Source organism: Pseudomonas sp. ICMP 561 (assembly GCF_002699985.1).
Taxonomy (GTDB): domain Bacteria; phylum Pseudomonadota; class Gammaproteobacteria; order Pseudomonadales; family Pseudomonadaceae; genus Aquipseudomonas; species Aquipseudomonas quasicaspiana.
On the sequence record NZ_LKBT01000030.1, the window covers coordinates 16,190 to 28,197 of the forward strand.

10 protein-coding genes are annotated in these 12,008 nt (G+C 58.9%); 4 read left to right on the forward strand and 6 right to left on the reverse strand.

Features of this window, described 5'->3' with window-relative positions; all coding sequences use genetic code 11:
* Nucleotides 1–143: 143 nt before the first annotated feature.
* Nucleotides 144–941, reverse strand: a complete 798-nt coding sequence (locus AO242_RS19640; RefSeq protein ID WP_099270036.1) for an IclR family transcriptional regulator — start codon at nt 939–941, stop codon at nt 144–146.
* Nucleotides 942–1,224: 283 nt separating this feature from the next.
* Here AO242_RS19640 and hmgA point away from each other — a divergent pair, with 283 nt between their 5' ends.
* Together hmgA and fahA are read left to right on the forward strand one after the other, a co-directional pair.
* Nucleotides 1,225–2,532 (forward strand): homogentisate 1,2-dioxygenase, encoded by a 1,308-nt coding sequence (gene hmgA / locus AO242_RS19645; RefSeq protein WP_099270037.1) that lies wholly within the window; start codon nt 1,225–1,227, stop codon nt 2,530–2,532.
* The gene (fahA, locus tag AO242_RS19650; RefSeq protein WP_099270038.1) at nt 2,529–3,827 is read left to right on the forward strand and encodes a fumarylacetoacetase; all 1,299 of its coding nucleotides are present in this window, start codon (nt 2,529–2,531) and stop codon (nt 3,825–3,827) included. Before hmgA ends, fahA begins: the two co-directional genes overlap by 4 nt.
* Before the next feature lie 222 nt (nt 3,828–4,049).
* On the opposite strand, the gene AO242_RS19655 is transcribed toward fahA, so the two are convergent.
* The 4 genes from AO242_RS19655 to AO242_RS19670 form a co-directional block, all read right to left on the reverse strand.
* The gene (locus AO242_RS19655) at nt 4,050–5,519 is read right to left on the reverse strand and encodes an N-acyl-D-amino-acid deacylase family protein (RefSeq protein ID WP_099270039.1); all 1,470 of its coding nucleotides are present in this window, start codon (nt 5,517–5,519) and stop codon (nt 4,050–4,052) included.
* A 3-nt stretch (nt 5,520–5,522) separates the two neighbouring features.
* Complete coding sequence (locus AO242_RS19660; RefSeq protein WP_099270040.1) at nt 5,523–6,383, reverse strand: MurR/RpiR family transcriptional regulator; 861 nt, start codon at nt 6,381–6,383, stop codon at nt 5,523–5,525.
* Complete coding sequence (locus tag AO242_RS19665) at nt 6,384–7,733, reverse strand: GntT/GntP/DsdX family permease (RefSeq protein ID WP_099270041.1); 1,350 nt, start codon at nt 7,731–7,733, stop codon at nt 6,384–6,386. It lies immediately after the preceding gene.
* A 471-nt stretch (nt 7,734–8,204) separates the two neighbouring features.
* Complete coding sequence (locus AO242_RS19670; protein WP_099270042.1) at nt 8,205–9,188, reverse strand: GlxA family transcriptional regulator; 984 nt, start codon at nt 9,186–9,188, stop codon at nt 8,205–8,207.
* Nucleotides 9,189–9,295: 107 nt separating this feature from the next.
* On the opposite strand from AO242_RS19670, the gene AO242_RS19675 reads away from it, so the two are divergent.
* Nucleotides 9,296–9,973 carry a DJ-1/PfpI family protein gene (locus AO242_RS19675; protein WP_027900750.1) on the forward strand — a complete coding sequence of 226 codons (678 nt, stop codon included), beginning with the start codon at nt 9,296–9,298 and terminating at the stop codon, nt 9,971–9,973.
* Here AO242_RS19675 and AO242_RS19680 read toward each other — a convergent pair.
* Nucleotides 9,970–10,593 (reverse strand): TetR/AcrR family transcriptional regulator, encoded by a 624-nt coding sequence (locus AO242_RS19680; protein ID WP_099270043.1) that lies wholly within the window; start codon nt 10,591–10,593, stop codon nt 9,970–9,972. The two genes, AO242_RS19675 and AO242_RS19680, sit on opposite strands and share 4 nt — an antisense overlap.
* A gap of 185 nt (nt 10,594–10,778) precedes the next feature.
* Here AO242_RS19680 and AO242_RS19685 point away from each other — a divergent pair, with 185 nt between their 5' ends.
* Nucleotides 10,779–11,861: an MBL fold metallo-hydrolase gene (locus AO242_RS19685; protein WP_099270046.1), complete on the forward strand. Its 1,083-nt coding sequence runs from the start codon at nt 10,779–10,781 to the stop codon at nt 11,859–11,861.
* The last annotated feature ends 147 nt before the right edge of the window (nt 11,862–12,008 follow it).

Consider the following 12,008-nt stretch of genomic DNA (forward strand, 5'->3'; position numbering starts at 1 on the left):
GAGCAAGCTCAGCTCTCACGGGGAGAACGCATTAGTTGAAATGCGGCCCTGTGGGAGCGAGGCTTGCCCGCGATGATTTGCGAACCCAATCCAAGGCAACCACCGCTCTCCCAGTTAAAACCCAATCCAGATAAAACCCTGTATCAACCACCGAACAGCGCCACATCCCCACCCATTCGAGCGCTGATCACCCGCGCCGTAGCCCTTAGCCGCTGGGCTGCTTCGGCCTGGCGCTCATCGGTGAAAACTGATGCCGATCCCACCATGGTGATCACCCCGGCAAGCTTGTTGCCAACGCTGAATATCGGTGAGGACACCGCATTCACCCCCGCCATCAACAACCCGCGAATCTGGTGCACACCGCTGCTGCGGATATCACTGAGGTGTTGTTCGATCTCTCGCAGTTGTGCAGCGTTCAAATGAGCTGACTCCTGATCTCGCAGCCCGGCGGTTTCGCTGTTCGTGAGGAAACTGTCAAACACCAGCCCGGTAGACGAACCAAGTAACGGCAGCACCGAGCCGACCTGAGTGACCAGCGTCACCGCACCGCTTGAAGGCTCGACGTAAACCACTGTCGGCCCCTTGTTGCCCCACACGGCCAGAAAGCAGGTTTCATTCAGATCGTCGCGCAACGTGGCCAAGTGCGGCGCGGTGATTTTCAGTACATCCAGATGACCCACCGCAGCCAGGCCCACAGACAGCGCCTCACGACCCAGTGCGTAATGGTTGGTGACCGTATCCTGTTCGGCGAAACCACTGGCAATCAGCGCCTGCAGATAACGGTGCACCTTGCTGGCAGGCATCGACACATGTTCGGCGAGTTTTGACAGCGAGGTGGACGGCGCCAGTTCAGCCAGCGCTTTGAGAATGCCCATGCCGACTTCTGCGGCCTGAACCTTTTGCTGACGCCCGCCTGCGGGGGTTTCGGTTTCCGTGGTCATTTCGGGTGTTACGCCAGTCTGAGAAGGCTGCTTTATAGCTTGACCGGCTCCCGAACTCAAATTACGTTATGCGTAATCGTTTTCTGTTAAATGTAATTTTGCTCGTGCTGCCCCTGACAAAAAAATGCAATTTGAGGAATTGAAATGCATTCCCTGTAGGAGCTGCCGAAGGCTGCGAAACATTTATCCTGACACACCGTCATCGCAGCCTTCGGCAGCTCCTACAGGTCATTCGGCGTCATGGACACAACGCAATAACTTATAAAAACAAAAAGAGGTTCCGATGTTCACTCATCAGTCTCCCGAGCCGCTGATCTACCAATCCGGATTCGGTAACCAGTTCAACAGTGAAGCGCTACCTGGCGCACTGCCGGTGGGGCAGAACTCACCGCAGAAGCACGCCTTGGGTCTGTACGCGGAATTGCTGTCAGGCACCGCATTCACTGTGCCCCGCGCAGAAGCCCGGCGCACCTGGCTCTATCGCATCAAACCCTCCGCTGCCCATCCACGCTATCAGCGGCTGGACCGACAGATCATCGGCCAGCAGATGGGCCCCATCACGCCCAATCGCCTGCGCTGGAATGCCTTTGAATTACCGTCCGAGCCAACAGACTTCATCGATGGCCTGCACGTCATGGCCAGCACCCACCCCGCAGATCAGACTGAAGGCGTGACGCTTTACAACTACTGCGCCACCGCCTCCATGCAGCGAGCTTTTTTCAATGCCGACGGTGAATGGCTGATCGTGCCGCAACTGGGCCGTTTGCGCCTTGTCACCGAGTTGGGATTACTTGATATCGGGCCCCAAGAAATCGCCGTGGTTCCCCGCGGCATGCGCTTCAGCGTGCAGTTACTGGACGCAGCGGCCCGAGGTTATGTGTGTGAAAACCATGGTTGCGCGTTGCGTTTACCGGAACTGGGGCCGATTGGCAGCAACGGGCTGGCCAACCCTCGTGATTTCCTCGCGCCTGTCGCCTGGTTTGAAGAGCGCGATGAACCGGTCACGCTGGTGCAGAAATTCCTCGGCGAATTGTGGAGCACGCAGCTGGACCACTCGCCCTTCGACGTGGTGGGCTGGCATGGCAATAACGTGCCGTACAAATACGATCTGCGTCGTTTCAACACCATCGGCACCGTAAGTTACGACCATCCTGATCCGTCGATTTTTACCGTCCTGACTTCTCCAAGCGCTGTGCACGGCCAGGCCAACATTGATTTCGTGATTTTCCCGCCGCGCTGGATGGTGGCCGAAAACACCTTCCGGCCTCCGTGGTTTCATCGCAATCTGATGAATGAATTCATGGGCCTGATCGAAGGTGCCTACGACGCCAAGGCTGAGGGTTTTATGCCCGGTGGCGCGTCCTTGCACAACTGCATGAGCGCTCACGGCCCGGATAACGCGACGGCTGAAAAAGCCACCGTCGCACAATTGCAGCCACACAAGATCGATAACACCATGGCCTTCATGTTCGAGACCGGCAAAGTCTTGCGCCCGAGCCTGCATGCCTTGCAATGCCCGCAACTGCAAAGCGATTACGACGCCTGCTGGACCGGCATGGCCAGGATTTTTAATAAGGAAATGCCAAAATGAATACGCCTGCACACAGCCGCAGTTGGGTGACTTCCGCCAACGGCCATGCTGACTTTCCGCTGCAGAACCTGCCGCTGGGCGTTTTTAGTCGTGGCAATTCAGCCAGGCGCGGTGGCGTGGCGATCGGGAATTCGATTTTCGATCTGCAAGCGGCCCTGGCAGCGGGCTTATTCAATGGCGCGGCACGGGAGGCGGCAGAGGCTGCCAGTCGTGATCAGTTGAATGATTTTTTTGCGTTGGGGGCGCAAGCCCGTCGAGCGTTGCGCAGTGAATTGCTGAATCTGCTGGACGAACAAAGCCCGCAGCGGGCGCGTCTACAAGCGTCCAGCGAATTGCTCCTGCATCCCATGAGCGAATGTCAGTTGCATATGCCTGCTCGTGTTGGCGATTACACCGATTTCTACGTTGGCATCCATCACGCGACCAATGTTGGCAAACTGTTCCGCCCGGACAATCCGCTGCTGCCCAATTACAAATACGTACCGATTGCCTATCACGGCCGCGCCTCGACGCTGTGTGTGTCCGGCAGCCCGGTCAGACGCCCCCATGGCCAGACGCTTCCGCCAGGTCAGGAGGTCCCGGAGTTCGGCCCATGTAAACGGCTGGATTACGAACTGGAAATGGGCGTCTGGGTTGGCCCCGGCAACCCGGACGGTGCGCCCATCAGCATTGCCGATGCGCAGCAGCATATCGCCGGGTTGTGCCTGCTCAACGATTGGTCGGCCCGCGATCTGCAAGCCTGGGAATACCAGCCACTGGGGCCGTTTTTGTCGAAAAGTTTTGCCACGACCCTTTCTCCCTGGGTGGTCACGGCCGAAGCGCTGGCGCCGTTCCGCAGCCCGCAACCTGTGCGGCCCGAAGGTGATCCGCAACCGTTGCCGTACCTTTTTGATGAAGCGGATCAGCAGGGTGGTGCGCTGGATATCGAGCTGGAGGTGCTGTTGTTGACCCGGCAGATGAAGGCACAGGGTTTACCGGCGCAGGTTCTCGCTCGCAGCAACACCCTGAACATGTACTGGACCGTGGCGCAGATGCTTACCCACCACAGCGTCAACGGCTGCAAACTGCAACCGGGCGACCTGCTCGGCACCGGCACCTTGTCTGGCCCGCAGCCGGGGCAATTCGGCAGCCTGCTGGAAATGACTGAAGGCGGCAAGCACACCGTCGAACTGCCGGGAGGTGAAGTCAGGCGCTTTCTCGAAGATGGAGATGAGGTGATTCTGCGCGCCCGTTGTCAGCGGGAAGGGCAGGTATCGATCGGGTTTGGCGAGTGCCGGGGTGTTGTGGTGGGTTGAGCTTTATAGTGGTCGCTGCCTCTTCAGCAGGCCGCCCCGACTCACTGACGCAACGACATATTTCAGCAAACACAGGATCTGTTGGAGCGAGGCTTGCCCGCGAACCAGTCGATCCGGCAGGTCAGATGCACCGCATTATCGTTCTTCGCGGGCAAGCCTCGCTCCAACAGAGAATCTCTTTTATTCAGAAAGTTATACATTTTTGATAGGGCTGAACTGCGGTCAGGTGGAGGATCTCGCAAACCCACCCACCAACGACCCACTCCTCGGTAAAAACCTCCCTTGTCGCTCACCCTGCGCCTTGCCGTCTGCGTAACTCAATTGCCCATTGACCCACACCCCGTCGATCCCTTCGGCAGCGCGTTGCGGGTCTTTGAAGTCGGCGACGTCGCGCACGGTCTGCGGGTTGAACAACACCAGGTCCGCCCAATAGCCTTCACGAATCAGGCCGCGCTCATGCAAGGCAAAGCGCGCTGCCGATAACCCGGTCATCTTGTGCACCGCAGTATGCAGCGGGAACAGACCCAGATCGCGGCTGAAATGACCGAGCACACGGGGAAATGCACCCCACAGTCGTGGGTGCGGAAACGGGTCCTCCGGCAGTCCGTCAGAACCGATCATCGACAGCGGATGACTCATGATTCGCTCGACATCTTTCTCATCCATGCCGTAATACACCGCACCTGCGGGTTGCAGCTTGCGTGCGGTGTCCAGCAGCGACAGCTGCCAGTCAGCGGCGATGTCTTTCAGGTCACGGCCGCTTTGATCCGGGTGCGGTGTTGACCAGGTGATGGTGATTCGGAACGCATCAGTCACCTGCTTGAGATCCAGGGTCGATGAACTGGCGGCGTAGGGATAACAGTCGCAGCCCACCGGATGAGTTTTCGCGGCCTGTTCCAACGAGGCGAGCAACTGCGGGCTGCGGCCCCAGTTACCGGCGCCTGCGCATTTCATGTGGGAAATGACCACCGGCGATTTGGCGTGGCGGCCGATGTCGAACGCTTCATCCATGGCCTCCAGCACCGGCTCGAACTCGCTACGCAAGTGGGTGGTGTACACCGCGCCAAACGCAGTCAATTCTTCGGCCAGTTGCTTGACCTCGGTGGTTTCTGCCGAGAACGCGGAAGCATAAGCCAGCCCGGTAGACAGACCGAGCGCACCCGCTTCAAGGCTGTCGCGCAACTGTTCGCGCATGGCGCTGATTTCTTCCGGGCTGGCGGTGCGTTGCAGATCATCCATGTGATTACTGCGCAACGCGGTATGGCCAATCAGCGCGGCAACGTTGACCGCTGGACGTGCTTCATCCACGGCATTGCGATAATCGCTGAAACGCGGGTAAACGAACGCGGCAGCGCTGCCCAACAGGTTCATTGGATCGGGCGGATCACCGGCCAGAGCCACCGGCGAGGCGCTGATGCCGCAGTTGCCGACGATCACGGTCGTGACCCCCTGGCTGATCTTGGGCAGCATGTCGGGATAGCGAATCACTACCGTGTCGTCATGGGTGTGCACATCGATAAAGCCCGGTGCCAGGACCCGGCCCGCAGCGTTGATTTCTTCTTTTGCCTTCGCGCCATCAAGGTCGCCGACGCGCAGGATGCGACCCTCGTGAATCGCTACATCGGAGCGGAAACCGGGAACATCGCTGCCGTCGATCACCAGCGCGTCGCGAATGATCAGGTCATAAAGCATAGGTCAGTCTCCAAGCGGCAATCCGTCTTCACCGCCGCGATAGTCATCAAGGGCCAGCTTGATCCGCCGCAGTCGCTCCTGATTTTCTTCAGGGGCGAGCAGGGCCAGTTCGGTGGCGAGCACATCGATGGTCAGCAGCATGCCGTAGCGGGCGGCGGTGGGTTTGTAGATAAAATTGGTTTCGGCAATCTGCAACGGCAACACCACGTCGGCGATTTGCCCCAGTGGTGAGTCGGGAAGGGTGATGGCCAGGATTTTCGTGCCATAGCTGCTGGCCAGCTTCACAGCGTCCAGCAGTTCCGGAGTACGACCGCTGAGGGAGCACGCTATCAGGCTGTGGTCCGGCCCAAGCGTTGCGGCGATCAGGCGCATCATCACCGGATCACGGCTGGCGGCGATGGGATAACCCAGGCGCACCAGACGGGTCTGCAATTCCTCGCTGCACAGGCTGGAACAGCCGCCCATGCCAAAGGAATGAATCATCCGCGCCTTGCTGAGCAGTTCGATGGCGGCAGCGAAGCGCGACTCGTCAAACCCGGCCAGGTGCTGACGCAATGTGGATTCGATATCGCCGACGATCTGTGTAAAAAACGCCGACTGCTCAGGCGCCTGCTCGGGGTTGAGAAAGCGGCTGCCGACGGCACTGGCCTGAGCCAGTTGCAGGCGCAGGTCGCGCAAGTCCCGGCAGCCAATGCTGCGGGCAAAACGCGACAGAGTTGCGCTGCTGACTTCCGCCCGGCTGGCCAGCTCATCGAGGCTGGCGCTGGCGGCAAACGCCACGTCGCTGAGGATCAGTCGGGCAATCCGGCTTTCGCCCGCGCTGAGTGAGTCCTGACGCGCGCGGATCTGGTAAAGAATATCCACTCAGAGCACCTGAGCCAGACCAAGCGTGAGGGCGAACGCGACAATGGAAATCAACGTCTCCAGCACCGTCCAGGTTTTGAAGGTTTGTGCCACGGTCATGTTGAAGTACTCCTTGATAAGCCAGAAACCACCGTCGTTGACGTGGGAAAAGATCACCGAACCAGCGCCCGTCGCCAGCACCAGCAGCTCAGGATGTGGATAGCCAAGGCCCAGCGCAACGGGGGCAACGATACCGGAAGCCGTGGTCATGGCCACTGTCGCCGAACCCGTAGCAACCCTCATCAATGCGGCGAACAGCCAGCCCATGAGCAGCGGCGAGAGATGAAACTCTTGAGCCAGACCGACGATTTCGTTGGTGACACCACTGTCGATCAGAATCCGGTTCAAGCCACCACCGGCACCCACCAGCAGCGTGATGCTCGCCGTCGGTGCCAGACATTCATTGGTGAACTTCAGAATCGAGTCGCGGTTGAAGCCTTGGGCGATGCCCAGTGTCCAGAAGCTTAGCAAGGTGGCCAGCAGCAGGGCGATCACCGAGTTACCGATGAACAGCAGGAAGCTGTTGAATGCGCTGCCCGGCGTGCTGATCAGGTTGGCCCAGCCGCCCAACAGCATGAGCACCACGGGTAACAAAATGGTGGTCATGGTCAGGCCGAAGCTCGGCAGTTTCTGACGCGGTTCACGGTCCAGGAACTGCTTGCCCAGCGGATTCTCGGCAGGCAACTGGATGCGCGGCACAATAAACTTTGCATACAGCGGGCCAGCAATGATCGCCGTCGGAATACCGATCAGAATGGCATAGAACAGGGTTTGCCCGACCGACGCCTGATAAGCCTGAACCGCCAGCATCGCCGCAGGGTGCGGCGGCACCAGCGCGTGCACCACCGACAGACCGGCCACCATCGGCAAACCGACCATAAGAATCGAAACGCCCACCCGGCGGGCCACGGTGAAGGCGATTGGCACCAGCAGAACGAAGCCGACTTCGAAGAACAGTGGCAGGCCCACCAGAAAGGCAATGCAGACCATGGCCCAGTGCGCGTTGCGCTCACCGAAGCGGTCAATCAGGGTCCGCGCCACCTGCTCGGCACCGCCGGATTCAGCCATCATTTTGCCGAGCATGGTGCCTAGTGCCACAACCAGAGCAATGTGCCCCAGGGTCTTGCCGACACCGGCTTCATACGACGCAACGACACCCGTGGCAGGCATGCCGGCGACCAGCGCAAGGCCGACGGAAATCAGGGTGATGACAATGAACGGGTTGAGGCGATAACGGGCAATCAGGACGATCAAGGCAATGATCGCGATGGCGGCGTAAATCAAAAGCGAAATACCAGCGGACGGCGGCATGGAGCGTTTCCTTGCAGAGAGAGGTAATCGAATGGCTCGACACAGCGGGGCAACCCGTCAGTGAGGAGGCGTTCCGGAAAAACTCGGCAGAGGTGTCGCTAAAGGTTTGCACGCTGGAGCAGGGGGAGAGCAACGGCGATCACAGGCATTCATTATTGTTATCTCTGTTTTCGTGGTGAAATTAAATTACACGAAAGCAAAAACATAAATCAATATATGAAAATAGTTTTCTTGGTGGGGTTTTGTTTTCTAGCGCAGATCGTTGTAGGAGCAGAGCTTGCTCGCGAGAAGGCTGGACACGATTCGCCTGAAACCGCGGCGTCCTTATCGCGCCCAAGCCTCCAGCTCTAACTCAGGTTATTCCTGTTGGAGCGAGGCTTGCCCGCGAATCAGTCGACGCGGTGTATCAGTGACACCGCGCTTTCGTTTTTCGCGGGCAAGCCTCGCTCCAACAGAGATGGCGATCAATACCTACCCACTAAACCGCTCCCGATAAGCCATCGGCGTCACGCCCAGCCCGCGCAAGAAGCTACGCCGCAAGGTCTCCTCGCTGCCAAATCCACACCGTGCCGCAACGCGTTTGATGGGCTGTGTGCTGTCCGCTAATAACCGTCGGGCTGCTTCAACCCGCAGTTGTTCGATGGCTTTGGCCGGGGTGATGCCGGTTTGTGTGCGGTAGTGGCGGACGAAACTGCGTTCGCTCATGCCCACCTTTGCGGCCAGAGCGGCAACGCCGAGGTCGCTGGTCAGATTTTCGATGATCCAGCCATGCAGGTCGGCAAAACGTCCGTCCTCCGTGACGCTTGCGTGCTGCATCGACAGGGTGGCGCTGAATTGCGACTGGCCGCCCGGTCGCTTGAGGAACACCACCAGATTCCGAGCGACCGCCAACGCCAGAGCGTGTCCCAGATCCTCTTCGACCAGCGCCAGGGCAAGATCGATGCCCGCCGTGACACCGGCCGAGGTCCAGTAGCCATGGTCATGGATGAAGATCGGATCGGGATCGACCCGTAACGCTGGATATTGCCGGGCGAGAGCCTCGCAACTGTCCCAGTGGGTGACCACGCGCCGACCGTCCAGCAAACCGGTTGCCGCCAATAGAAATGCGCCACTGCACACCGAGGCGACGCGTCGGCTTGCAGCAGCGTGCTCATGCAGCCAGCGCACCAGTTGAGGGTCGCTGGCCGCCACCTGAACGCCACGCCCCCCGGCGACGATCAACGTGTCACTGCTTTCGCTGGCCGCAGGCAGAGGAAAGGTCAGCAAGCCCAGCCCTGCTGAAGATTCGATGGTGTGGTCCTGGGCAGCGATGACCTTCATTTGATAAGGCACCGGCAGACCCTGTTGTTGGGCCTGAAGGTTGGCGGAGGCGAAGACTTGCAACGGTCCGCAGACATCCAGCAACTGAACATTGGGGAACGCAAGAATGTGCACGGATCGTGGCTGATCGCTCATTAGCGTTATTCACAGTGGTTGGCGTGAAAAGTGGGGTGTATGGCGTATCCGCCAAAGGCTAAACCGCTAGAGTTATCGCGTCTACCCCAACCTCAAGCGGACTTCATATGACCCTGCACATCGGCTTGCTCGTATTCCCAAAGGTGCAACAGCTGGACTTGACCGGTCCTTATGACGTATTCGCCTCGACGCCCGGCGTGACCGTGCACCTGATCTGGAAAGACCTTGAGGCACTGCATTCCAGCACCGGACTGCAACTCCAGCCAACGCAGACTTTCGCCGATTGCCCGCCCCTCGATGTGCTGTGCATTCCCGGCGGACAGGGTATCGACCCCTTGCTGGAGGATGAACAGACCCTTGCTTTCATCCGCGAACAGGCCCGGACTGTGAAATACCTCACGTCGGTCTGCACCGGCGCTCTGGTGCTGGGCGCAGCCGGGCTATTAAAGGGCAAGCGGGCGACGACCCACTGGGCCTCGCATGAATTGCTGGAGAGTTTTGGTGCGATCGCGGTGCATGAGCGGGTGGTCCGCGATGGCAACCTGATGACGGGTGGCGGAGTAACGGCGGGAATTGATTTCGCCCTGACGCTGGTAGGCGAACTGTTTGGAGAAGTGCAGGCGCAGACCGTGCAGCTGCAGCTGGAATACGCGCCTGCAGTGCCTTTCAATGCAGGTCATCCGTCAACTGCGCCCGCCGAAGTACTGGCTCTGGCCCGCGAGCGACTCAGGCAATCCATCGCCCAACGCCGCGCTATCGTGGCTCGGGTGGCAGCGCAGGGTTAGGTTTTTGCTACCGGGATTTCGTACCAGCCGAGAAACATGTCCAGTGTCGATTCAATAACCTCGGCTTGTTGTTCTGGACTCAATACCGGCTTGTTGATAGTCACCTGAGGCCAGAACGCAAAGCCCTTGAGCAGACCATGCATCTGGGTGGCGGCGAACGTCGGGTCGGCAGGCTTGAGACGGCCATCTGCCTGGGCGGCGCGGATCCATGCAGCGAAGGTTTCTTCGCGCTCATCCAGGCGCGCCAGCCAGACTTCCGCACGTTCGGGTGAATGAATGGTTGCCCCCAGCGCAACTCGCGCAAGGTCCAGGCAGTTGGTGTCAGAAAGCGTCTGCATTTTGGCCCGCAACATGCTGCGCAATTGATGGCGCAGTGTCACACCAGGCCGGTAGATTGAATCCGGAATCTCGCCGATACGGCACCAGAGTCGCTGGAGGATTTCCGCGAACAGTTCTTCCTTGCTGGGGAAATGGTTGTAGACGGTGCGTTTGGAAACCTCCGCTCGCGCGGCAATGCGGTCCATGCTGGTCACTTCAAACCCGGTGTCGCGAAACTCGGCAATGGCGGCCAGCACGATAGCTTCGCGTTTTCGGTCGGTGAGTCGCATAGGGGCAGTCATAGGTCTCGCTTCAAACAAGTGTTTTGATAAAAGTACACTCGGCAGTTTACTTGTCATCGCTGATGATGCAAGCTTAAAACTACACTGTGTAGTGTAAAAGCAGGTTACACATTATTTGCCTTTTCCGCTATTGCAAAGCGGCGGCGATGATGAGCAGCGCAGCAAACTCCCGGAGTCAGCAGACCATGACCAAGATCACAGAAAATTCGTCAGCTCAGTCTTTACCGACCCTGCAAAAGCACCAAGGGCGTTATCGCAACCCTGTGCCCATGAGTCGTATGGGTTTTTTCAAGACGCTGAGGATTTTCTGGAACATGGCTTTCAAAAAGCCATCGGTCACCCGTCCCTCGGGGGAAATTCCAGTGCAATCACTCACGCGCCAGCAGCTTCTGGCTGCGCCGGACTACACGGTCTATCGCCTTGGGCACTCCACGGTCTTGCTGAAAATGCGCGGGGTCTTCTGGCTCACTGATCCGGTGTTCGCCGAGCGTGCCTCGCCGGTGCAGTGGGCGGGTCCGCAGCGCTTCCACCAGCCGCCTATCAGCATTGAAGAACTGCCGCCGATCAAAGCGGTGATCCTGTCCCATAACCACTACGATCATCTCGACCACATGGCGATCAAGGCGCTTGAGGCGAAAACCGAACACTTTCTGACGCCGCTGGGCGTGGGCTATACCTTGATGGAGTGGGGCGTACCGGCGCACAAGATTCAGCAACTGGACTGGTGGCAATCCACCGAAGTGCATGGCATGCAGTTTGTCGCTACGCCTTCCCAGCATTTTTCCGGCCGCACGCTGCTGGACGGCAATCGCAGCCTGTGGGCGTCATGGGTCATGCACGATGAACATCAACGGATCTTCTTCAGTGGCGATACCGGTTACTTCGACGGTTTCAAAACCATCGGTGAGCAATACGGCCCATTCGACCTGACATTGATGGAAACCGGTGCCTATAACGTCGACTGGCCTGACGTGCACATGCAGCCCGAGGAAACCCTGCAGGCGCACATCGACCTTCGCGGTCGCTGGTTGCTGCCGGTCCATAACGGCACGTTTGATCTGGCCATGCACGCCTGGCACGAACCCTTCGACCGCATCATCGCGCTGGCCTGGGAGAAGAATGTCCTGATCACCACGCCGCAAATGGGGCAGCCGTTTTACGTCCAGTACCCGTGTCGCGGCACTGCCTGGTGGCTGGGCATGGAAGGTGTACGGGAAGTGCCGTCGGAGGATATCCGCGGTTTTCAGTACGTACGGCGCAATGCTTAATACCCGGCTGTACAGGCGAACTCGCTTTCACTGACATCGCTTTCATCCCGTAATTGGATGGACTCGCCCAAGCCGAGGCGTCAGTAGCGCCACGGTGGCATTCTTAAGAAGCCAACGACAGCGAGGGCGAGTCCATGAAAAAGCATA

Coding starts and splice junctions, on each gene's coding strand:
- AO242_RS19640 (WP_099270036.1), bottom strand. CDS start 941: ATGACCACGGAAACCGAAACCCCCGCAGGCGGGCGTCAGCAAAAGGTT.
- hmgA (WP_099270037.1), top strand. CDS start 1,225: ATGTTCACTCATCAGTCTCCCGAGCCGCTGATCTACCAATCCGGATTC.
- fahA (WP_099270038.1), top strand. CDS start 2,529: ATGAATACGCCTGCACACAGCCGCAGTTGGGTGACTTCCGCCAACGGC.
- AO242_RS19655 (WP_099270039.1), bottom strand. CDS start 5,519: ATGCTTTATGACCTGATCATTCGCGACGCGCTGGTGATCGACGGCAGC.
- AO242_RS19665 (WP_099270041.1), bottom strand. CDS start 7,733: ATGCCGCCGTCCGCTGGTATTTCGCTTTTGATTTACGCCGCCATCGCG.
- AO242_RS19670 (WP_099270042.1), bottom strand. CDS start 9,188: ATGAGCGATCAGCCACGATCCGTGCACATTCTTGCGTTCCCCAATGTT.
- AO242_RS19675 (WP_027900750.1), top strand. CDS start 9,296: ATGACCCTGCACATCGGCTTGCTCGTATTCCCAAAGGTGCAACAGCTG.
- AO242_RS19680 (WP_099270043.1), bottom strand. CDS start 10,593: ATGACTGCCCCTATGCGACTCACCGACCGAAAACGCGAAGCTATCGTG.
- AO242_RS19685 (WP_099270046.1), top strand. CDS start 10,779: ATGACCAAGATCACAGAAAATTCGTCAGCTCAGTCTTTACCGACCCTG.